Source organism: Flagellimonas yonaguniensis (assembly GCF_029193885.1).
GTDB lineage: Bacteria > Bacteroidota > Bacteroidia > Flavobacteriales > Flavobacteriaceae > Flagellimonas > Flagellimonas yonaguniensis.
Genome location: NZ_JARFVB010000009.1, coordinates 16,916 through 39,736 on the forward strand (window position 1 = coordinate 16,916; position 22,821 = coordinate 39,736).

Annotated in this window: 23 protein-coding genes; 12 read left to right on the forward strand and 11 right to left on the reverse strand. The window is 41.0% G+C overall.

Annotated elements, in window-relative coordinates:
* Positions 1 to 143 precede the first annotated feature (143 nt).
* On the reverse strand, positions 144 to 467 hold the full coding sequence (locus PY092_RS13580) for a hypothetical protein (protein WP_275616345.1): 324 nt from the start codon (positions 465 to 467) through the stop codon (positions 144 to 146).
* Between the two features lie 170 nt (positions 468 to 637).
* On the opposite strand from PY092_RS13580, the gene PY092_RS13585 reads away from it, so the two are divergent.
* Positions 638 to 1,261, forward strand: coding sequence for a class I SAM-dependent methyltransferase (locus PY092_RS13585; RefSeq protein ID WP_275616346.1), 624 nt, complete (start codon positions 638 to 640; stop codon positions 1,259 to 1,261).
* Here the strand turns inward: PY092_RS13585 and PY092_RS13590 are convergent, their stop codons facing one another.
* Positions 1,262 to 1,624, reverse strand: coding sequence for a winged helix-turn-helix transcriptional regulator (locus PY092_RS13590; protein ID WP_275616347.1), 363 nt, complete (start codon positions 1,622 to 1,624; stop codon positions 1,262 to 1,264).
* A gap of 131 nt (positions 1,625 to 1,755) precedes the next feature.
* Between PY092_RS13590 and PY092_RS13595 the strand changes: the two genes are divergently transcribed.
* The 5 genes from PY092_RS13595 (at position 1,756) to PY092_RS13615 (ending at position 7,412) form a co-directional block, all read left to right on the forward strand.
* Positions 1,756 to 2,643: an SDR family oxidoreductase gene (locus tag PY092_RS13595; protein WP_275616348.1), complete on the forward strand. Its 888-nt coding sequence runs from the start codon at positions 1,756 to 1,758 to the stop codon at positions 2,641 to 2,643.
* Positions 2,644 to 2,703: 60 nt separating this feature from the next.
* The gene (locus tag PY092_RS13600; RefSeq protein ID WP_275616349.1) at positions 2,704 to 3,798 is read left to right on the forward strand and encodes an FUSC family protein; all 1,095 of its coding nucleotides are present in this window, start codon (positions 2,704 to 2,706) and stop codon (positions 3,796 to 3,798) included.
* A 67-nt stretch (positions 3,799 to 3,865) separates the two neighbouring features.
* Positions 3,866 to 5,548, forward strand: coding sequence for an N-acyl-D-amino-acid deacylase family protein (locus PY092_RS13605; RefSeq protein ID WP_275616350.1), 1,683 nt, complete (start codon positions 3,866 to 3,868; stop codon positions 5,546 to 5,548).
* Between the two features lie 20 nt (positions 5,549 to 5,568).
* The gene (locus tag PY092_RS13610) at positions 5,569 to 6,882 is read left to right on the forward strand and encodes a serine hydrolase (RefSeq protein ID WP_275616351.1); all 1,314 of its coding nucleotides are present in this window, start codon (positions 5,569 to 5,571) and stop codon (positions 6,880 to 6,882) included.
* Between the two features lie 14 nt (positions 6,883 to 6,896).
* The gene (locus PY092_RS13615) at positions 6,897 to 7,412 is read left to right on the forward strand and encodes a hypothetical protein (protein ID WP_275616352.1); all 516 of its coding nucleotides are present in this window, start codon (positions 6,897 to 6,899) and stop codon (positions 7,410 to 7,412) included.
* Between the two features lie 27 nt (positions 7,413 to 7,439).
* Here the strand turns inward: PY092_RS13615 and PY092_RS13620 are convergent, their stop codons facing one another.
* Entirely contained in the window at positions 7,440 to 8,675 is a 1,236-nt protein-coding gene (locus PY092_RS13620; RefSeq protein WP_275616353.1) for a glycosyltransferase, read from the reverse strand.
* Positions 8,676 to 8,762: 87 nt separating this feature from the next.
* On the reverse strand, positions 8,763 to 10,274 hold the full coding sequence (locus tag PY092_RS13625) for a DEAD/DEAH box helicase (protein ID WP_275616354.1): 1,512 nt from the start codon (positions 10,272 to 10,274) through the stop codon (positions 8,763 to 8,765).
* 244 nt (positions 10,275 to 10,518) lie between these two features.
* On the opposite strand from PY092_RS13625, the gene PY092_RS13630 reads away from it, so the two are divergent.
* Entirely contained in the window at positions 10,519 to 11,382 is an 864-nt protein-coding gene (locus PY092_RS13630; protein ID WP_207026523.1) for a sigma-70 family RNA polymerase sigma factor, read from the forward strand.
* A gap of 421 nt (positions 11,383 to 11,803) precedes the next feature.
* Here the strand turns inward: PY092_RS13630 and PY092_RS13635 are convergent, their stop codons facing one another.
* Both PY092_RS13635 and PY092_RS13640 read right to left on the reverse strand, forming a co-directional pair.
* Entirely contained in the window at positions 11,804 to 12,157 is a 354-nt protein-coding gene (locus PY092_RS13635) for a hypothetical protein (RefSeq protein WP_275616355.1), read from the reverse strand.
* An 11-nt stretch (positions 12,158 to 12,168) separates the two neighbouring features.
* Complete coding sequence (locus PY092_RS13640) at positions 12,169 to 12,948, reverse strand: hypothetical protein (protein ID WP_275616356.1); 780 nt, start codon at positions 12,946 to 12,948, stop codon at positions 12,169 to 12,171.
* A gap of 129 nt (positions 12,949 to 13,077) precedes the next feature.
* Between PY092_RS13640 and PY092_RS13645 the strand changes: the two genes are divergently transcribed.
* Positions 13,078 to 14,367 (forward strand): dipeptidase, encoded by a 1,290-nt coding sequence (locus PY092_RS13645; RefSeq protein WP_275616357.1) that lies wholly within the window; start codon positions 13,078 to 13,080, stop codon positions 14,365 to 14,367.
* Here the strand turns inward: PY092_RS13645 and PY092_RS13650 are convergent.
* The 4 genes from PY092_RS13650 to PY092_RS13665 form a co-directional block, all read right to left on the reverse strand.
* Complete coding sequence (locus PY092_RS13650; RefSeq protein ID WP_275616358.1) at positions 14,364 to 14,783, reverse strand: acyl-CoA thioesterase; 420 nt, start codon at positions 14,781 to 14,783, stop codon at positions 14,364 to 14,366. The genes PY092_RS13645 and PY092_RS13650 overlap by 4 nt on opposite strands.
* A 170-nt stretch (positions 14,784 to 14,953) precedes the next feature.
* Positions 14,954 to 15,853 carry a DUF72 domain-containing protein gene (locus tag PY092_RS13655; RefSeq protein ID WP_275616359.1) on the reverse strand — a complete coding sequence of 300 codons (900 nt, stop codon included), beginning with the start codon at positions 15,851 to 15,853 and terminating at the stop codon, positions 14,954 to 14,956.
* 74 nt (positions 15,854 to 15,927) lie between these two features.
* A complete protein-coding gene (locus tag PY092_RS13660) occupies positions 15,928 to 17,250 on the reverse strand; it encodes an APC family permease (protein ID WP_275616360.1) in 1,323 nt (440 codons plus the stop codon).
* Positions 17,251 to 17,316: 66 nt separating this feature from the next.
* Positions 17,317 to 19,056 carry an APC family permease gene (locus tag PY092_RS13665; protein ID WP_275616361.1) on the reverse strand — a complete coding sequence of 580 codons (1,740 nt, stop codon included), beginning with the start codon at positions 19,054 to 19,056 and terminating at the stop codon, positions 17,317 to 17,319.
* Between the two features lie 290 nt (positions 19,057 to 19,346).
* On the opposite strand from PY092_RS13665, the gene PY092_RS13670 reads away from it, so the two are divergent.
* Positions 19,347 to 19,760: a glyoxalase gene (locus PY092_RS13670; protein ID WP_275616362.1), complete on the forward strand. Its 414-nt coding sequence runs from the start codon at positions 19,347 to 19,349 to the stop codon at positions 19,758 to 19,760.
* Here the strand turns inward: PY092_RS13670 and PY092_RS13675 are convergent.
* Positions 19,746 to 20,429, reverse strand: a complete 684-nt coding sequence (locus PY092_RS13675; RefSeq protein WP_275616363.1) for a DUF2461 domain-containing protein — start codon at positions 20,427 to 20,429, stop codon at positions 19,746 to 19,748. The genes PY092_RS13670 and PY092_RS13675 overlap by 15 nt on opposite strands.
* Positions 20,430 to 20,521: 92 nt before the next feature.
* On the opposite strand from PY092_RS13675, the gene epsC reads away from it, so the two are divergent.
* The 3 genes from epsC to PY092_RS13690 all read left to right on the forward strand — a co-directional run bounded on the left by epsC (position 20,522) and on the right by PY092_RS13690 (position 22,821).
* Positions 20,522 to 21,313: a serine O-acetyltransferase EpsC gene (epsC, locus tag PY092_RS13680; RefSeq protein ID WP_275616364.1), complete on the forward strand. Its 792-nt coding sequence runs from the start codon at positions 20,522 to 20,524 to the stop codon at positions 21,311 to 21,313.
* Positions 21,306 to 22,190, forward strand: a complete 885-nt coding sequence (gene cysM, locus PY092_RS13685) for a cysteine synthase CysM (RefSeq protein ID WP_275616365.1) — start codon at positions 21,306 to 21,308, stop codon at positions 22,188 to 22,190. The genes epsC and cysM overlap by 8 nt, the downstream gene beginning before the upstream one ends.
* A 148-nt stretch (positions 22,191 to 22,338) precedes the next feature.
* Positions 22,339 to 22,821: a hypothetical protein gene (locus tag PY092_RS13690; protein WP_275616366.1), complete on the forward strand. Its 483-nt coding sequence runs from the start codon at positions 22,339 to 22,341 to the stop codon at positions 22,819 to 22,821.

Below are 22,821 nucleotides of genomic sequence, written 5' to 3' on the forward strand. Positions count from 1 at the left end.
TTATTGTACCACAAAATAACGGAAAATCTGGATTATGACCATTGGAGATTTGGTAGGAGACTTAATGAGATATACTCCAATACTTTAGTGCTTAGAATGAAGAACAAGCAAGATAGGTGTTCTATCTATCATCAGAAAACAAGTTACATGGCCAAACACTCTGCAAATCTTGGACATAAGAGCGGCAATAATACCCATACGTGGATAAAAAACAATACGATAAACAGCAGACCAATTATCAAGGCATGACTTATATATACTTCATCGCCTTCGGGTTTAATCTTTGGCCACAAAAGTCCAAAAGCCCCAGTGATAAATAGTAAAAAAGGTACGCCGGAGAAAAATACGAGAAACTTTAAACCGAACTGGTCTTTCATTGTACCATAAATGATGAAACCAATGATTAGGGATACTATTATAAATATCCAAAACACTCTTTTTTTTGACTTTTTATTACCGTTTTCCATCACTATCAGTTTGGAATTACTATGTGATTAAAATTATTTGATTCATCTTGTTTATTCCATGACTAGAGTCAGTTTGAGTAATTCTAGGATGGGGTCATCACGAATAACCTGTATTCAGATTAATAGTTTAAACAATTCCCCTAATTTTGCAATCATAAACTATTATTGATATGGCAAGCGATTGGCTTAAGATGTGGGACACCAAGTTTGGACAAAAGGAATATGCCTACGGCACTCATCCCAATGACTATTTGAAGGAGAAATTGGAGACCCTACCAGCAGGCTCTATTCTTTTTCCCGCAGAAGGAGAAGGACGAAATGCCGTTTATGCCGCCCAACAAGGTTGGCAGGTATCCGCGTTTGACATCAGCGAAGCAGGCCAACAAAAGGCTTTAAGGCTAGCGGAGAAAAAACAGGTGTCCATCGACTATAAATTAGGGGAATTGGACAAATTGGGTTATCAACCAGAACAGTTTGATGCCATTGCCTTAATTTATGCCCATTTCCCTCCCACTATTCGTTCAGGGTATCACAAATTGTTGCATAGCTACTTAAAAAAAGGCGGTACTATCATTTTTGAAGGATTCAGTAAAGACCATTTGGAATACAAAAAGAAAAATCCAAGTGTGGGTGGTCCTGGAAATTTGGATTCTTTGTTCTCCATGGAAGAATTGCAATCCGATTTTACGGATTATGAAATACTGGAGCTCAAAAAAACGACCGTGGAACTCAATGAGGGAGATGGCCATGTGGGCACTGGTTCCGTGATCAGGTTTTTTGCCAAAAAGAAGTAACTAAACCACTTTTCTACGCGAATCTTGAATGTCGGCCATGTTCTTATTCGCCCATTGCGCTAAATCCTGTATGATCGGCATCAGGGTTTTGGCACGTTTGGTCAGCGAGTACTCCACTCGTGGGGGTATTTCGGGATATGCTTTACGTTCAACCAAGCCATCCGCTTCCAGTTTTTTAAGGGTAACTGTGAGCATTTTTTGGGATATGGTCCCGATGTACTTATGGATTTCGTTAAAACGTAACACTTCCATATCGCTTAACAGCATCAATACCAACATGGACCACTTATCGCCGAAACGATCCAGTACATTTCGAACGGGGCAGTGTTCCTCATCAGCATAGTTTTTCACTTTATTTTCCATAACCAGCTTAAAATCAGCAATAATTACCTAAAGGTAAGTCTCTGACGATGAGGTCGGTTCTTGTGGAAAAGTAACTAACCTTTTACCTTTGACTTACTAAAAGTAATTAAATAACTATAATAAATTATAAAATGGCTAAAATATTGATAACCGGTGCTACCGGAGGATTGGGTGGCACTACCGCAAGATTTTTAAAAGAAAAAACAACATCCGACAACATTACCGTTTTGGTGCGCGACAAAGAAAGTGACAATGCCAAAGCACTGGCTAGCGAAGGTTTTGAGCTTCGTTCGGGAGATTATGACAACCCAGATAGCCTAGCAGAGGCATTTAAAGGCATAGATATCCTGTATTTTGTTTCCGCGAGTGATATAGGGAAACGTATCCCCCAACATAAAAATGTGGTGGAAACTGCCAAGGCATCCAACATCAAGCATATTATGTACACGAGTACAGTGCGGAAAGATGAGTCATCAAATGCTCCCCTGCATGTGGTTGTGGATGCCCATGTGCAGACCGAAAATTGGATAAAGGCCTCAGGTTTGACCTACACTATTCTTCGTCATAATTTGTATGCTGAGGTCATCCCCATGTTCTTAGGTGAAAAAGAACAGCTTTTGCAATCCAAGACCATCTATTTGCCAACCGGAAGCGGAAAAACATCTTTTGTACCCCGAGAGGATTTTGCAGAGGCTGAGGCCAACATTCTTGCTGATCCATCATCTTATGAAAACAAGGTGTTGGAATTCAACGGTAATGAGCAAATCAGTTTTGAAGAGGTGGCCCATATATTGACCAAAACCTTGGATGAGCCTATCGGATATGTCTCTCCTGAGGTGGACGAATTTAAGCAGACCATGGCTTCTTATCAATTGCCCGAAGGCATCATCGGAATGTTGACGATGTTCAGTTTGGGGATAGCCAAAGGTGAGTTTGACCAAAAATCCAATGATTTGGAAGCTGTTTTGGGAAGAAAAACAAAATCAATCAACGAGTTTTTGAATGAAGTTTATGGTTGATTAATCTCAATTTGTAGTTGAGCCAAGATTCAACGAACTTTGCTGTGCTACATTTTCCGTATGGCTTTAAAAAACAAAATAGGCAACGAACTTTCTCTATTTTTTACTTTAAGGGAAACTCAGAAAAAATGGTATATCCCGCTATTGGCAGCAATATGCGTGGGTATACCTTTGCTTATTGGATTGTATTTTGGCAATCTTAGGTTGGGACTAATGGGAAGTTTGGGAGGTTTGGTCATTTTGTACCTGCCGGAATCAGGTTCAAGAACCAGTCGGTTTGTTACAATTTTGGTGGCATCTTTTGCATTCATCATATCCTTTTCCATAGGACAATTTTTCAGTTTCCATCCGATTGCAGCGATTGGTGCTATGGGGATATTTACTTTTTTGGTCCATTGGATCGTTTTGGTTTACAAAACCTCCCCTCCACGTAGCTTTTTCTTTATCATGATTGCGGCCCTATCCATTTGTCAGCCCTTTCATTTGGAGACCATACCCACCAAAATAGGTGCGCTTTCACTGGGTACCATGCTTGCCTCTATTTTGGCAACTATTCATATTCTTTGGAGTACTTTTAAATCAAAAGAGGAGCATGATGGAGCTGCCTTTGTCTTTCAAAAAAATGCTTTTGCAGATGTTTGGGAAGCTATAGTAATGGCTGTTTTTATGGCGGGAGGATTGGCCATTGGGTATGCTTTGGGGTATCAAAACCCCTATTGGATACCAGTTTCGACTGCCGCTGTGATGCAGGGAGCTTCCCTTTACCATATCTGGCAAAAAACAGTGTATCGGATTTTAGGTACGTTTATTGGCTTGGGGTTTTGTTGGGTGCTTTTAAATTTCGTGAATACTCCTTTGGAAATCTGTTTATCCATCATAGTACTTCAATTTATCATTGAAGTATTGATTGCCCGGCACTATGCCTTGGCTGTGATTTTTATTACCCCTATGACCATTTTCTTATCGGAAGCAGCAAGTCCACTCATGGCAAGTCCCGATACTTTGATTGAGCTTCGCTTCTGGGAAATTGCCATAGGCAGTATTCTGGGTGCCTTTGGAGGATGGTTGCTGTATAAAGAAAAAATCCGTTTTTCCACACTGCATGGCCTAAAGCGAATAAAAGTCACTATGGAAAAAAGAAGCAAAAACCTGTAAGCTCAGTTTCCCCTTTGGTTTGCGGTCAAAATAACATAACTTGGTTATCTCACTAAATAACCTGATTATGAAACCAACCAGCCTCTCCACTGTTTTTATCCTACTTCTTCTTTTTGTTGGTTGTTCCCAACCTCAAAATTTTGATATCCTTATCAAAAATGGAGAAATCGTGGATGGTTCAGGCAATCCATCATATACAGGTGCTGTTGGAATCAATGCAGATACGATAGCTGCCGTTGGCGATTTAGGAGATGCTACGGGATCTACCGAAATTGATGCATCAGGCTTGGTCGTGGCACCAGGGTTCATCAATATGCTGAGTTGGGCTACTGAAACACTGATTGAGGATGGAAGGTCCATGGCCGATATCAAACAAGGGGTTACTTTGGAGGTATTTGGCGAAGGTTGGTCCATGGGGCCGCTCAATGAAGCCATGAAAAAAGAAGAACAGGAAAGTCAGGGCGATATCCAATACGATATTGAATGGAACAGCTTGAACGAATATTTGGAATACCTGACCAACAAAGGAATTTCTCCAAATGTGGCTTCTTTTGTGGGAGCGACCACTTTACGAATCAATAAAATTGGTTTTGAAGACCGCGCCCCTACTCCACAGGAATTGGATTCCATGAAACTGATGGTCAAGCAAGCTATGGAAGAAGGTGCTTTGGGTGTTGGTTCCTCCTTGATCTATGCACCGGCGTTTTATTCCAGTACCGAAGAATTGATTGAGCTCTGCAAAGTCGCTGCCGAGCATGATGGCATGTACATCAGTCATATGCGTAGCGAAGGTTCACGCCTGTTGGAAAGCTTGGATGAACTGATTCGTATTGCAGATGAGGCCGGTATCCGAGCCGAAATTTATCACTTGAAACAAAGTGGGAAAGAAAATTGGGACAAGTTTGATGACGTCGTGGCCAAAGTGGACTCTGCCAATGCGGCCGGACTCCACATTACAGCTGATATGTACAATTACGTGGCCGGAGCAACAGGATTGGACGCCTCCATGCCGCCATGGGTTCAAGAGGGCGGGTATGATAAGTGGTCAGAACGTTTGCAAGACCCGGAAATCCGTAAAAAAGTAAAAGAAGAAATGACCACCCCTACGGACGAATGGGAAAGCTTGATGCAAGCGGCAGGCGACCCTAGTAAAATCCTTTTAGTAGGGTTCAAGAACGATACATTGAAACATTATACGGGCAAAACATTAAAAGAAGTAGCAGAAATACGTGGAGTCTCACCTGAAGAGACCGCAATGGATTTAGTAGTGCAAGATGGAAGTCGCGTGGGTACGATCTATTTTTTGATGTCCGAAGACAATGTCAAAAAGCAGATTGCATTGCCTTGGATGAGCTTTGGTTCCGATGCAGGTTCTCCAGCTACGGAAGGCGTTTTCCTGAAATCCAGCACCCATCCAAGGGCCTATGGAAATTTTGCCCGTTTGTTAGGCAAATATGTGCGTGACGAGCAAGTGATTTCCCTAGAAGAGGCGGTACATAAATTATCGAAATTACCAGCCACCAATCTTAAAATAAAAAAACGAGGCAGCCTTACTGAGGGGAATTATGCAGACATTGTCCTGTTCAACCCTAAAACGATCATTGACAAGGCCACTTTCGAAGACCCTCATCAATACGCAGAAGGGATGCAGCACGTTTTTGTGAACGGCACCCATGTGTTGAAAGAAGGAGAGCACACGGGAAATATGCCCGGACGAGTGGTCCGTGGTCCTGGATATATTGAAAAGTAAACACTAAATCATTTTATAACATGAAAAATTGGATGTTATCCGTTTGGATGTTGATAGGTTGCTTGGGTTGGTCCCAAGACTTTGATGCCGCCAAGCTCAATCAATATTTTGATCTTCTTGGGGAAAATAACAAGTTTATGGGCAGTGTTGCCGTTTCCCGTGATGGGAAATTGATCTACACAAGGTCTGTGGGCTATTGCGATGTGGCTTCAGGATCTAAGGCTACATCTGGTTCTAGATACCGAATCGGCTCCATTTCCAAAACATTCACTGCTGTGGTGGTGTTCAAGGCCATAGTAGAAGGAAAATTGACCTTGGATCAAACTTTGGATGATTTTTTTCCTGAAGTGCCCAATGCGGAGACCATTACCATCAAACAAATGTTGGGTAACCGAAGTGGCATCCACAATTTTACCGACGATCCTTTGTACATGACTTACATGACGGAAGCGAAAACTGAGGAAGAAATGGTGGAAATCATAGTGAAAGCAGGCAGTGACTTTGAACCGGACAGCAAGTTTCAGTACAGCAATTCCAATTTTGTACTGCTGACCTATATTTTGGAGAAAAGCATGGGAAAACCGTATGCAGAACTCCTTCAGGAACACATAGTTGAACCATTGGGGCTTTCCGATACCTACGTGGGTGGAAAAATCGGTGCAAAGGACAACGAATGTAAATCGTATATGTTATTGGATAGTTGGCAAGAACAGCCTGAAACCGATATGTCCATTCCCATCGGCGCAGGTGCCGTGGTTTCCAACCCTACGGATCTCATTAAATTCAGTCATGCGCTTTTTGGCGGCGACTTGCTCAATATGAAATATGTGGAACAGATGAAGAATATTCGGGATGGATACGGATTGGGATTGTTCAGTTTTCCGTTTCGCGGACAGACCAGTTATGGACACACCGGTGGGATTGATGGTTTTTCATCTATTTTTGGTCATTTTGATGACGGGAATGTCACTTTTGCCATGACCTCAAATGGCGCCAATATGAATACCAACGATATCGCCATTGCGGTTTTGAGTACGGTGTATAATGAAGATTTTGAAATGCCCGAATTCAACACTTACGAAGTGGCCCCAGAACAATTGGAGGCTTATGTGGGTACTTATGCGGCCCCCGAATTTCCTTTGGACATCACAATTACCGTTGAGGAAGGCGTGCTAAAAGGTCAAGCCACGGGGCAACCTGCCTTTACATTGGATGCCGTGGATGAACATCAGTTTGAATTTGTTGCGGCAGGCATCAATATGACCTTTGATCCAGAAGGAAACACCATGCTTTTTAAGCAGCGTGGAGCCACGGTGAATTTTACGAAAGAATAACCAAAACCAAATAAATGAATTCTCTCAAACTTATTTTAATCCTTCTAGTTACAACGCCATGGGTCAGTAGTAAAAAAGAAATCAAGTTTATAACTGATCAGGAGTCCACAGCTTTACATGAAGTTGCTTTGCACAACCTTAGTTTTCAACAATTGTCCAACCATTGGTACGAAGTAAAGGAAATTGAAGGCGAAGCAGTGATTTTTATCCCTTGTGATTATCAAAACACGGAGTTCATTATTGAAAACACGAATGGGGAAAACAAGTTTATCGAAATTACAGGGCAAGATGGCTGGGAAAATACACTTGAAGAGATTGTTCCGATTGACAATGCAACCACAAAGGTCACTGTAATTAGGCCTGATGATGCCAAAATCACCTTCGTTGTGACGGAAATCAGTACATATCTATCCAATTGGACTTGGGAAGAGACGGGTTATGACGGCAGTAAGGCTGAATACTCCATAAATATGGTTCCTGAGGAATTCAAGGATAAATTTAAGGTAGTGGAAGAACCACCGTGTATGTGAAGCACCTAAAGCATTATATTTTCTAAACTACCCCCTATTCTTCTCCTCAATCCATTTGGCCATATACTTGGTGCTCGCCATGGTTTGATGCTGAAGTAGTTTTCCAATAAAATTGCATTGGCGATGGGTTTCCAATGATTCACTTAGCTGGTTTACCCGTTCCAACAACTGGTTTTGTAAAAGGGTTTTGTCATAAAAAGTTTGTAGCAATTCCACGCCCTTTTGTTGAGCTTTTTCCCATGGTTCTTGATTTTGGTGTAATTCCACAGCAGCCTGCGCAAAATCGTCCCAATTATCGGTAATGGTTCCGTTCCATGGTTGCTCTCCATGCATACCCTCTACTCCAATGGTGGTCGTTACACTAGGCGTTCCCGTACGCATGGCATCCAATAATTTGCCTTTAATGCCCGCACCAAACTGAATGGGTGCTAAAAGAACTTTGGCATTTTTGAGTACTGTATCCACATTTTCTGCCCAGCCCTTCACATAAAACCCTGATTTGGGATAGTGCATTTCATTCACTTGTTGAGGCAAATACGCCCCGTAGATATGGATTTCAGCATTAGGGAGTTGTTTTTGTATTCGGGGCCAAATCTCATGCTTCAGCACTTTTATCGCATCCACATTGGGTGCATGCTTGCCATTGCCAATACCCACAAAACCGTTTCTGGCTTCAAATGGGATGTATTTTGCTTCGGATATAGCCGAAACATCAACCATAAAAGGCAAATGCAATAACAAGTTTGATGGAATATGGAGTTCTTGTTGTAAAATTTCCATTTCGAACGTGGAAATCATCAAGCTTATGTCGCAACGGTATATACTGGCCACTTCGCGCAGGGTCGTAGGATGGTTTTTCCAATCATCAATTTCAAAGGGTTTCCCCGTTTTTTTGGCCTCTTCCCTAGCCTTTCGCAATGCATGGAGGTCTTCGGTATTTAAAATACGTATGGCATTGGGGGCAAATTCTGCCACCCGCCACCCAAATTGCTCTTCGACCATAAAACGATCAAACAACACAATGTCAGGAGAAAGTTCTTTTACAAAATCATCGAAACTGGAGTGGTTGAGCTGAACCGAAATCCCTGTGATGCCCATTTTCTCCAAATCCAGACTGTATTCCGTTTTGCTGGCCGTACTGGCAAAAGTGATTTCGTGACCAAAGATTAGAAATGTTTCCAATAACTGTTGCATGCGACAACCAGCAGCCGTGGTGGTTGGTTCTGGCCACACATAACCAATGACAAGGAGTTTTTTTGACATGCGGATAAATGTACGAAGTTGGAGCTGCTAAAGTACAAGTTCAAAATCAAGCCTAAGCATCAAAATGAAAAAACCAACAATCCAGACTTACATTCTAGCCGCGAACATTTTGGAGATACTGGAACGCAGTTTTCGCTCATAGTCCTCTTCCAACCACTCTTTGTAGTTTTTGGTATTGTTCATGATGCAATAGGAGTACTGCTTTACACGGTACTGGATTTCGTCCTTTAACTCTTTTGCCAAAATACGGGCATCGAATACATCTTCACTGTTTTCCACACAGATTTGAGCATGCTGTTCTATACTTTTTTCGAGTACCAATTTTGATTTTTTGCCTTGGGCAAAAATCTTTTTGTATTCCTCTTTCACATCAAAAGTAATGTTGTCCGAATTGCTGAACTTGGCCCTTAGGTCATCGGGCATCTCGTAAACGAAGTCACGCTCGATCTCTTCGTCATTTTTAATGTTTTCCAGATAGAAATCGGGAAAATGGAAGATTTCTTGCCAATCCACGGGAGCATCCCATGGTCCAAAACGGGCTATGTTGTTCCCCATATCGATGACATTGAACTCACTCTTATCGGGAAGAACCCTAGAGCCCCTTCCGATCATTTGAAAATACAAAGTGAGCGATCGTGTAGCCCTGTTCAATATGATGCTTTCCACCGTTGGTTCATCAAAACCAGTGGTCAAAATACTTACAGAAGTCAAAATGGCATCGGGGGTCTCGGCAAACCACTCCAAAATCTCTTTTCGTTCGGTTGCCGTGTTTTTATTGTCCAAATGCCTCACGTTGTAGCCTGCCTTTTTAAAGGTCTCGTAAACGTAAAGGGAAGTGTTGATACCGTTGTTGAAAATAAGTGTTTTGGTGCCTTTGGCAATTTCTTCGTAGGCTGACAACAGTTTGCCCAACATGCTATGGGCACTATAAAACTCATCCGATGATTTTACGGTATAATCCCCGTTGATACCTAATTTCAGGGTACGAAGGCTTACATCGTAGTTATAAAGATTGGCCTTGGCCAAGAAACTTTTGTTGATCAGCGATTGTATGGACTCCCCAATGATCAAGTGCTTGTAATTATCTTTCATCGGGAGTTTGATATTGGAACTCAACGGGGTGGCCGTTACGCCCAAAATGGTGGATTTCTCAAAATATTTGAAGAGCTTCCTAAAGGAATTGTAGTGAGCCTCATCGATGATGACCAGGCCAATATTGTTGATTTTGACCTTCTCTTCCTGGAGTCGATTGTTCAATGTTTCCACCATGGCCACAAAGCACATATAGTCATCCTGATCGTAGAGTTCTTTCACTTCGCTGTTGATGACCTTGTTGGCGACTCCAAATCCTTTGAGCATTTTGGAGGTTTGCTTGCTGAGCTCAATACGATGCGTCAGCACCATTACTTTTTTGCCAGTACGCTCAATAAATCGCCTGGCGATTTCGGAAAATACCACAGTTTTACCACCACCAGTGGGCAGTTGATACAAAATATTGGTGCCCTCCTGGAGCTTGTCCAACTGGGTAAATATTTTGTTCAGGTCTTCTTCCTGATAATCGTATAATGTTTTCTTCTTGATTGCTTTGTTTACCTCCAAAGGGAAAATGCGTTATGGATTCTTAAATAAAAAACCCTACAAAATTAGCGGTTTTTTGTGCGTGAGACCAATACTCGGAGGCTTTTCTATCAAAATTGTATCAACAATTGAAAATCGACCTCTTTTTTTCGCGAATCCATTATTTGCTCATAACATTTTGATAACAATAACATTTTCGACTTGGAAAAATGGAGATTATAATGTATAATGATAGCTTGTAACACTAGTAAAACCAGATATAAGAATGAGGCAGCTAAAAATCATCAAACAGGTCACGAACCGGGAATCTAAATCACTTGACAAATACTTGCAGGACATCAGTAAAATCGATTTGATCACCGCGCAGGAAGAAGTTGAGCTAGCACAGAAGATCAGGGCCGGTGACCAAGCTGCTTTGGAAAAATTGACCAATGCAAACCTTAGGTTTGTGGTCTCCGTGGCCAAACAATACCAAAACCAAGGGTTGAAATTGCCCGATTTGATCAACGAAGGTAATGTTGGTTTGGTAAAAGCCGCCAAACGTTTTGATGAAACCCGTGGATTTAAATTTATTTCCTATGCGGTTTGGTGGATTCGCCAGTCCATTCTGCAGGCCTTGGCGGAGCAATCCCGTGTGGTTCGACTGCCGTTGAACAAGATCGGGTCCATCAACAAGATAAAAAAGACCTTCTCTTACTTGGAACAAGCGCATGAGCGACCACCATCTCCGGAAGAGATCGCCAAAGAGCTGGATATGACGGTTTCCGAAGTAAAACAATCATTAAAGAATACTGGACGTCACGTGTCCATGGATGCTCCCTTAAAAGAAGGGGAAACCTCCAATTTATATGATGTGTTGAATGCCGGGGACTCTCCAAAACCTGATAAAGGTTTGATGCACCAGTCCTTAAATACCGAAATAAACCGAGCGCTGGATACCTTGTCGCCAAGAGAAGCGGATGTGGTGCGGCTATATTATGGTATTGGCGACCAACCATCCATGACCTTGGAAGAAATCGGCACCACTTTTGATCTTACTAGGGAGCGTGTGCGCCAAATCCGTGAAAAAGCAATCAGAAAATTGAGGCACACCTCAAAAAGCAAGATTTTGAAATCTTATTTGGGATAAACTGCCGTATAATCAAATGCAAATAAAAAAGGGGATGTTGAAAATCAACGTCCCCTTTTTCATGATATTCACTTAAATAATCAGGATCTACTCAATAGACTAATGTCAAAATCAGTGAGTATGTCTTTCAAATCTTGAATAAAATTCAAATAAGCGGTGTTTTCTTTGTTTTGGTTGTCCATGATAACAAATTTTGGGGTGTTTGTCTACTATAAATAGTCGAGTTCGGCAAGCTCGTTTATGGTCAAAATTTCGTTCAGTTCTTGTAAAAAAGCCAAGTATTCTTCGCCGTAGGTATCGTATAACATTGTAATCTTTGGTTTTGTTTGGGATCTAGGTTATAACGTTGTTTCGTTTTAAAGATTATATGGTCATCACAAATTGTGGTGAAACACCTACTTTGGGTGGTGAAATGGGTTTCTTATTTCATGTTCAAAATATCGAGTTCCACTTCAAAATCCAGGTCTTTGTCCACTTTACTGGGTCTTATATTAAATTCATCATAGATGAAACATAGGTTCATTGGTAATCGTCGTCTCTCCGTTTCGGACATTACGCCCAATTTGGACTGAAGTCTATTTTTGATTTCGAATGCTTTGTTACTGATTTTGGGATTAACGTGCGACTCCAACTCGGAAAGAAAAGGAATCTCCTTCCTGTCCCCTACCTCCAACATTTCATCCATCAGCATGAGTTGGCATTCTAGGTCATTTGTATGCTGAAATAGCGGGTAAAATATACTTTGTAGGTATTTGGGAAGTTCGTTCTTTGCCATGGTAATGTTTTCTACATTGATCGGAGCATTTCCATTTCAAAATCTATCAGCTCTTGAATACGTGGATATTCTTGAAGGAATTGATCGTACAGGAAATTAAGGTGCTTTACATCTTTGTCCATTTTACACAATCTTGAAACTTGCAGGGTCACTTCCAAAAGACCACTGGTCTTCATCATTCGAAGCGATGGTGTGATTTTTTGGCATGCCAGTTCCAGAGCATTGAAATCTTCATTCATAAGGTTGACTTTGGCGCTGCCTATGAACTCCCAAATATTTTGTTTGAACATGCGAACCAGTTCCTCCAATAGCTCCATTTGGCCCATACAGTCTTCCAAAACTGGTTGTAAATCAATATTTTGAGAAGAAAACCCCGCCTGAAGACTCTTCTCTATAAATTCAAAATCGGTGGACATGCGGTCTGTGTTTTTATGCTGATCTTGATGCTTTTCCGTTGGGTCTTGCACTACTTTTTTAAGCTCTGTCACTATCTCCTTTTGGCTATCTGACAATGATGTATTTTCCAACGTATTGAGCAGTGTGAGAAGTTTGCAGGTATCGATTTCGGTAAATAGACGATTGTTCAGGCTCTGTATACCCACTTTTTCGTAAATGCTCTCAAGTTGTCTCATTTCTGAAACCCCGAAGACTTTGTTCTCCAGCCCTATTTTAAATATTTCAAAAGATTTTTTGAGCTCGCCAGCTTCCACAACGCCCAATTCTTCATAGGAAAAAGAACTCAATCCTATTTCCAACTTTTCCAGGTACGTCAACAATTCACGTGTTCCCAATTTAATGCAGTAATGGTTATTAATTCCTCTAAAAATGTTGATTTAGTTGAGGGATTACAATTTATTGTTCCGTAGTATTCGGATATTGTTGTCAAATTGCGTTATTTGTATGTGTAAAAAACCAACCCAATGAAATATTTCTATTTATTCCTTAGTATTACATTATTTATCTCCTGCGGAGAAAAGAAAGAAAAAGCGGAAAAAACTGAAACCTTGGAAGAAAAAGCCCAAAGGATTCATGATTCAGTGATTACAATTGATACGCATGACGATATCAATGTCCAGAATTTCACGGACAGCATCAACTACACTCAAAACTTGGACACTCAGGTCAACATCCCTAAAATGAAAGAGGGTGGACTGGATGTGGCATGGTTCATTGTGTATACCGGGCAGGGTGAATTGACGCCCGATGGCTATGCCAAAGCTTCGGAGAATGCAATTTCCAAATTTGAGGCAATCCACAGACTTTGTGAGGAAATTGCCCCGGATGAGATCGAACTTGCTCTGACATCAGATGATGTAAGACGGATTACGGCTTCAGGAAAAAAGGTGGCCATGATCGGTGTGGAAAACGCTTATCCTATTGGCGAGGACCTTTCCAAAATTGAAGAATACCAAGAACGAGGCGCCCGCTACATATCCTTGGCTCACAATGGACACAGCCAATTCAGTGACTCCAACACCGGTGAAAGGGACAGTGTTTGGCTTCATGATGGTCTAAGTGACCTAGGTAAAGAGGCAGTTGCTGAAATGAACCGAGTGGGTATCATGATTGATGTGTCCCACCCATCCAAAGAAGCCATGAAACAGATGATCGAGCTTAGCAAAGCACCGATCATAGCTTCTCACTCCTCGGCCAGAGCACTTTGTGGTCACAGCCGTAACTTGGATGATGAGCAATTGATGATGATGAAAGAAAACGGAGGTGTTGTGCAAACCGTAGCTCTGGGTTCTTATTTAAGTACAGAAAAGAGTGAGGCTCGTTCTGCCTTTATGAGCGAGGTGTACAAAAAAGTAGCTGATTCCCTTGGAGTACAGTGGTACGAGCGTTCCCAATTCTCAACGCTAACCGATGAACAGCGTGAAGAATTTTTCGCCAACTATCGTAAAATTAGGGAAATTGGAGAAGGAGTGGCCGAAACAGACCCTAATGTACCACCAGCAGTGAATGTATCCGACTTTGTGGACCATATCGACTACATGGTGGATTTGATTGGAATTGACCACGTAGGTATCAGCTCCGATTTTGATGGAGGTGGTGGTATTGAAGGATGGTCAGATGCTTCTGAAACCTTCAACGTAACCTTGGAACTTGTAAAACGAGGCTATACCGAAGAAGAAATAGCTAAATTATGGGGCGGCAACTTGTTAAGGGTACTGGACGAGGTTCAGGCAATAGCCCAAACCTTGAACTAAGAAGCGGCCTTTTCCTCTTCTTTTTCCTTTTTGGCCAAACGGTCTTTAACGTATTCTATTTTCGTTTTGCCGTGAGCCTTGGGATTACCGTTCTCATCTAGGTTGACCATAATGATATTGTCGACCGTAACAATACTTTCGTGGGTCATCTTATTCCTAACTTCACAGTTGAGCGAAATTGAGGTGACCCCGAATTTTATTACTTCGATACCAATTTCTATAATGTCCCCCTCTTGGGCAGTACTCATAAAATTGATTTCGGACATATATTTGGTAACGATTTTTTTGTTTTCAAGTTGAATGATGCTGTACAATGCAGCCTCCTCGTCTATCCAAGCTAGGACCTTACCTCCAAAAAGAGTTCCATTGGCATTCAAATCCTCGGGCTTTACCCATTTTCGTGAATGAAATCGCATAATTGAAACTTTTATAATTAAAGTGCAAAGTTAGCGGAATCCTTTGAAGAATTTATTGGTAACCCCTTTAATTAATGCGAATTACGAATTTGAAATATTTTGTACAAGCCAAATATTGAGTGAATAATTTTAAATGCCCAAGATTTTAAACTTGATCAAATTGCGCCTTTCTAATCGAATAAACCTTTTTGGGGTGGTAAAATGGTCTTGGGAATATGTAAATCACAGCCCAATTTGTTGTTTAGTTGTTTTATGAAGTATGCCGACAATAATGGAGATTCCAACTCAAGGTTCTGATGCACAAAAAAGTGGATGTTTTCCAATCCCATGGAGACCCAAGAAGATAGGCGATCAATCCAATCATCCAAACGGGGATAATCCGATTCGTGATTGGCGCCCACATATCGAATAAAAGCTTCGTTCTTGGTCAATCGCATGTGCATGAGGTCCCTCCTACCCGCAGTATCCACCAAAATATTGGCAATGTTGTTTTCTTCGAGTAAGTGATACAATTCTTGTGCTACTTTTTTATCATTGAACCAATCGGTATGCCTAAATTCCATGGCCAACGGAATCTCTTTGGGCCAATATTCCACAAAGCGCACCACCCTATCCCAATTTTTTGGGCCGAAGTTGTTATGCATCTGCAAAAAAATGGTGCCCAGCTTATCCCCAAGTAGCGGGGTTACCTCCAAATAGCGATCAGCAGCTTCCAGTGCTTTATCGTTCATTCGGCGTAAATGGCTTACCTCGTTGGTCATTTTTGGGAAAAACTTAAAACCTTCGGGGGTTTTGTCCCGCCATTTTTCATACTGTTCCGCAGGAAAAATGCGGTAGAATGTCGCATTGAGTTCAATACTGTTGAATTGTGTTGAGTAGTATCCCAATTCATCTTTTGTTCCTCTCGGGTAGAAATTCTTGAGTTCTTGCCTATTCCATTTAGCACAGCCCACATGAATTTTGGTCTCTGCACCTGTTTTGTTTTTGGATAGCACTACGGGAGTATCGGGATGGTCTGGGGGTATGGTAAAATCTATAAGTTCTGGATGGTCTACTTTGCCGAATTTCATGATTAAAATTTAAAGATCGTACCAGTAAATTGGTAAAGGGTATGATTATTTAGGGAATATCTGCGCATAACTTATTAAGTTATTTTTTTAGCTCTTTCATTTTTCTTGGAATATATCCATGCACCTAAAGCTAAAACTGCATAAAGAACAACAATGGCGAGCATTTGCTCCCATTTGGCAGTGAATTCATAATACAGGATAAGTACTCCCCCAATGGCCAATCCCAAAATGGAAAATGTGGTCAAAACCTTTGATGAATTTGTCTTATCTCTTAATTTATAATTAGCAATGGCCATTAGCAATGATACCAAAAGAAAAGTGATGCTTCCAAATTCAAGGATTAACTCAAGTCCACCGATCAGTATTAAAATAGCTGCCATAACTCCCATTCCAACAATTGAATTTATTGGAATATTCTTTTTTCTAATTGCGAGCCATTTCGGGAGGTAACCATCTTTTGCCACAACCGACATTTGCCTTGATGAGCCGAATACAGTTCCACTTATGGCACTACTTGTTGCAAGTATTGCTCCAAGAATTACCAGATCAGTGCCCATTTTGCCCAGGACGTCGCCAGCTCCAGCCGCAAGGGCAAATTCTTTGTTTTTTATGATATCTTCCGATGGAATGGCAAATAAAGCGCCCATTGAAATTACAACATAAATCAAAACAGCCAGACCAATAGCTGAATAAATAGCTCTGGGGATATTCTTGTCGGGATTTGTCATTTCTGAAACAGCATTGATGACTAGCTGAAATCCTTCGTAAGCAACAAAAGTAATGGAGGCGACTATCAGGATCGAGAGCGTGCTAGAGTTTTTGGCATCCATGGCCATATCCCCAATAAATCCTTCGAAACTGGTACTGCCATGCTGAATTAATACCACAGCAATAATAGTTAGAATCACTAATTTAGTGTAAACCATTAAGTCTTCAATTTTCCCCATTCCCTTTACACTCAAAACATTGATTAGTGTGAAAATTCCAATTACACCAATGGCAATCATTTTTCTTATCTGGATATCGTTTGCAAACTCCGTACTGCTGATTGCATATGATGAAAAGGTATATGCATATAATGCTAAGGTGCTGATATATCCAAAAATGATAAACCAACCTATTGCCGCCGCTGAAAAATGTGACTTAGGGTATGTTCTTTTAAAAAAGGAATAGGTGGCGCCTTCGTCTTTATAGTACAACCCTAGTTTAACATAGGAATACGCAGCCAATGAAGCAATGAGGCCACCAATTATTATAGCTATAGGGGTTAAATTACCAATCATTGACACAGAAATACCGAGTATAGTAAAAATACCACCTCCAACCATGCCCCCTAAGGCAATGGCGACCAATTCGGCCAGCCCTAAATTTTTATCACGTTTTCTGTGCTGTGTCAAAAGTATACGGTTTTAAGTTAGAGCGTTGTAATAAGGGTAAAGTTCAATCAGAGGGGCCGCTTAATGTCAAATAATCAACCTAACACCCCCTAATTCTTCAACTCTGTAGGGAAAATGATCCCCTGGAGAGCCTATGAACATAAAATTAACTGGAATATTCCAATCTTTTGATAGTTTGTGAATCAATTCAGGACCAAACTCTTCCTGTAATTCAATAAACTCGATTTCTATATCAGGGTACTCTCTGTCTAGGACCTCTATATCAGAGATAAGTCGTGGGGATATTTTTGCTTCCTTATCCAAAGCTGATACAATTTTTAATTTTTTGGTATGCTCATTTTTCTGGATGTAAAGCATTACCTTGTTTAAATTGGCAACATTGTCACCTTTGGTAAAATACACAAATTCCTGTGAATTTATTCTATTGATAACCCTAAGAATACGGCGATTGGAATGTTTTAAAAATTGTTGGATAGGGTTGAGAATGTACTTGATTATCTGAAGTATTACTTTAAGAAGAAGAGTTCTGTTTAACATAATCAAAACAAGAAGCATAGTTGGTATGAAATACTCAAAAAACACTCCTAAATAGGCTGGATTTAAAAGGGCATTTCCAACTATGGCGACAAGCACGGCCGCAATGGCAAGTAACAATAAGGGCCATCTTGATTTTTCGGGTCTCGGCAAACTTTTCCGTCTAACCTTCAAAAGAATATTGCCTAAACCAAATAGCACCATTACCGATAGAAAGGCAATGGTGTAAACTCCCGCCAAGGCACCTAACTCTCCTTTGGTAATCAATAATATTGATACGCACAACAAGAAAAAAACAATAGATATTCGGTAGGAACTTCCGCGCTTATTCTTTTTTAATAAAAAGGGAGGCAACACCCTGTCCAAAGTCATTCGCTCTACCAAACCGTTTACACCGATAAATGAGGTTAGAACCGCTCCGCTTAATACTAGCGCCGCATCAATTGATATAAGAATGGACAGCCAGGACCCCCCTGAAATATTGCCCATAAATGAAAGTAGGGCCTCTTGATTCTGCTCAATGGAACTCATTGGAATGGATGCCAATGCCAAAAATGCCATCAGAGGATTGAATATTGTGACCACCACCCACATATTCCGAAGTGTTTTTGGAAAAACCCCTTGTTGTTGTTGTTCCACAAAATTTGCGGAACTTTCAAAGCCGCTAATACCTAACATGGCTGCTGAAAACCCAAAAAATAAGGCTGTGGTGACACTGCCACCTTTAACGGGGAGTCCAAAATTATCTGTAAAAACATCCCATCCCGTATTCATTAAGTATATCCCAACAAATGCGGATAAAAGTATTAATGAGAACAGGTGAAACAAAAAAATCGTGATTGCAACCTTTGAAGATTCTGTTATTCCCATTATGGTTAACCCCATGAATATTGCCAGCAAAACAATGGTGGTTAGAATTATGGGCAAGTTACCGAGTAAGGTATGTGCGTAGTGCATTGCTTCGTTGGCAGAAATAACAGCAGTTGCCATATAGGACAATAAGGTGAGCGTTGCTGCCAAGGAAGCCATTGATTTGCTTGTTGTGTTGAGCAAAGCATTGTACGCTCCACCATTTAGGGGCAACGCTCCAACCACTTCTCCATATATTTTTCTAAACAGGAACAGCACCACCCCTACCATTAAAAGAGCTATCCAGGCATATTGACCTGAATAAATTATGGCCAGTGCAGATACATATAAACAAGAAGAACTGATGTCATTTCCAGAAATAGCGGTAGCGGCAAGCTGATTTAGTTTGTTTTTCTGTGACATTTAGGCGATTTAATTCATTTGTATTTTGGAATTGAGTGTATTAATAATTTCCATCTAGCCACAGCGGGAATTACACCTTAAATGTAGCAAATAACTTGTTGCATTCAAATTTGCCACACAAAATTGAGAGGCTGTGAAACCAATAAATTCCGGAGCACTTCTTTTTTGAATTACATGGTAGAGTCCAGTTGCTACCATTACAACGGGATGTTCATAACATCGTTGACAACTATTGCTCTATTTAAAAGTGTGCGGTCGATCATTCTGTAATTTTATTGAAAACCACAACCATGGATTCACAATCCGACAGTAGATTGGACATCCGTCCAAGCATTCCCGAGTCACATTTTAACAACCAAATGGGGTTTGATGAGCATTTTCAGAATAAGACCCTTCGTCCCGTAATCAAACTCCAAAACTATTTATTGGTAGAGGCTTTCAAGAATTATGCGAACAAGCATAAAGGGGGTTTCTACGAACTTTCTTTGGAGAAAAAGCTCCACTACATTGAGCGGGCCATCCAAAAGGACATCAAATTCAGGAATTCCCTAAAGGGAATGATCATTGGCCAGTTTACCGTGGAAGAGTACCGGGATTATATCACCAATTCTTCTGCATTGAACAAAAGAATGATGAATATGGTGGTGGAACGCTTAAAAGATCAAATACAGCTTTTGGAGGAGGAAGCCCTATTCCAAAATTGATTCCCCGTTTAAATTTGTGGTAAGGATATCGCTCATTAGGTCAAAATAAGGGCGTATGGCCTTGTACGACTCATCCACTTCGTCCAGAAATGATGGGGACAGGACTTCTTTGTCCGATAGATTATGCATAAATACAAACTGTTTTTTTCGAATCAGGTCGATGTCCGGGTGCTCTTTATCAAATCCTTTTGGCGCTGTTTTCACTTCGTCCCCTTGTAATTCCCCCCAAACGGTTTTCAATTTTTTTTGGTTGATGACTTCACGAAATTCGTCAGCATCCATCTCGAATTCTTTTCTGATACGAAATAGATCTTCCTTGTTCGGTGCCCAGAACCCTGCCGCTAAAAAAGATTCGCCTGGTTTTATATGAATATAATAACCGCCTCTTAGGTGCGCGCCCAATCTGGAAAAGAATCCAGCAAAATGGTTTTTGTACGGGGTTTTGTCCTTGGAAAAACGAACATCACGGTAAATACGGAACAACTTCATTTTCTCAATCTCATCATGATGGTTCAGATTGAGCTTGACTGCCTCAAGAAATGCCTTGACTTCGGATTGATGCTTTTTGAATTCGGGCTTATGAGCTTCAAACCAATCCCGATTGTTGTTGTTTTTCAACTCGTTCAAATAATCAAAAACTTCTTTGGAAATCGTAATATTGTTACCCATTAGTAGCTAAAATGTTATTTTTAAACTAAAGTTAGCCTTTTATACCTTCGCACGGTAAGGATTTGTCTAATTTTAAGACAATACAGAGCAGTATGGACAAGGACAAAATCATCGCCGAACTCAACAGGCACAAAAAACTGCCCTATCTGGATTACAGGTTGAAGCAGGAAACCGAAGATTTCACGGATACATTATTTTACACCTTATTCGATGCCAACACCCCAGTTGCCGTCAACTTGGAGCTGTTGGAGAAAAAGTTCAATACGTTGATGGACATGGCGTGTTGGGATTTGGAAAAACCCAATGAAGAACTCTGGGGAAACTATGTTGCCCATCTGCCCCAAATTTTGGAAAACTTGAATCTGGACGCAGAGGCGATATTGAATTGTGACCCCGCCTCACTTTCCTTACAAGAAATTTATATGGCCTACCCTGGCTTTTATGCCATAGCCATATATAGATTGGCGCACGAACTCTATGAAGAAGGTGTGCCATTGATTCCACGGATGATGACAGAATATGCACATAGACAAACTGGCGTGGACATCAACCCTGGGGCCAAGATCGGAAAATCCTTTTTCATAGATCACGCCACGGGTGTTGTTATTGGAGAAACCGCAGTAATCCACGATAATGTGAAAATTTACCAAGGTGTTACTTTGGGAGCGCTATACGTGGCCAAAAATTTGGAGAAGACCAAACGCCATCCCACCATCGAAAACAACGTTACCATTTATGCCAACGCCACTATTTTGGGTGGAGAAACAGTCGTGGGTGCAAATTCCGTCATTGGTGGTAATGCTTGGATCACTTCGTCTGTTCCTGCCAACTCAACCGTTTATCATAAACCAGAAATAAAAATAAAGACAATCCCAAATGTCTAACAGCATACTAGACCTTATAGGAAACACCCCGATGGTGGAATCCAAAGTATTGAATACCAATCCAAACGTAAAAATTCTTTTTAAACTCGAAGGGAACAATCCAGGTGGAAGTGTAAAGGACAGACCTGCATACAATATGATCAAAAGCGGGCTCGAACGTGGTGATTTTACGAAGGAAACTAAACTGATCGAAGCCACAAGTGGAAATACAGGCATTGGATTGGCCATGATTGCCGGCCTTTTTGGGCTCGATATGGAACTCGTAATGCCCGAAAACTCTACCAAGGAACGCGTGCAGACCATGAAGGCCTATGGAGCAAAGGTCACTTTAACACCTGCTGACGTGGGCATTGAAGGCGCTCGTGATTATGCTGAAGCCAAAGTTAAGGAAGAAGGTTTTAAAATGTTGAACCAATTTTCCAATGAAGACAATTGGAAGGCGCATTACAAAACCACTGGCCCTGAAATTTGGAGGGATACCAATGGGGAAATCACCCATTTTGTATCCAGCATGGGGACCACGGGAACCATAATGGGAACTTCAACCTATTTGAAGGAGCAGAATCCCAATATACAAATTGTGGGCGTCCAGCCTACCGATGATTCCAAAATACCAGGTATACGCAAGTGGCCGAAAGAATACCTTCCAAAAATCTTTAATCCGTCCAAAGTGGATACCGTAATGGAGGTCAGTGAGCAAGATGCTACGGAAATGGCGAAACGTTTGGCTAAAGAAGAAGGCATATTCTCAGGGATGAGTAGTGGCGGAGCCGCTACCATTGCGTTACGTCTGGCTGAAACTTTGGAAAGCGGAACCATTGTGTCCATTGTTTGTGATCGTGGGGATCGCTATTTGTCCTCAGATCTTTTTGAGTAGACAAATCATTTTACATATCAGTTTTTTGGACTTTCATGTCGGATTTTTCGCATTATCCAACATTGTTTGCGGGTCATCGATTTCTTTGAAATAGTCTTTACAAAAGCCCGTTCTTTAAACTATCAAAGTCCCAAATTCTCAAATTAATATGAATACCCTGTCAAAGATCATTACGTGGAAAAGAAATATACTGGCCAGTTCGGTTGTGTTGATTATCTTGATCGTTCTCAGCTTTTACGGTGTCTATACCAATCAATTTTACTTTCTAAAGGCTGATAACTATATATTTCCAGTACTAAGTTCTGTCCACTTTTTATATCTATACGTGGTGTGGTTCAAAATTACCGAAGATGAGTTGCCAGACCCTAAAATGCGAAATATAGAGTATGTACTTTACGCCATTATGATTGTATATATCTTTAAGGTATATGACAGTGTTATGGTTTTGAATTCAATAGACCTGTACGGACAGCATATAATTCCAGCGACTTTTAAACCAATAGCCACCCTATCCGTGGTACTATACAGTATTTTGCCCATTTTAACGCTTTATACTTTTTGGTTGAGAAAACGTTATGTTGGCATCTACAATTTTGAAAACTACAACGACAACCTGAATATTTGGCAATAG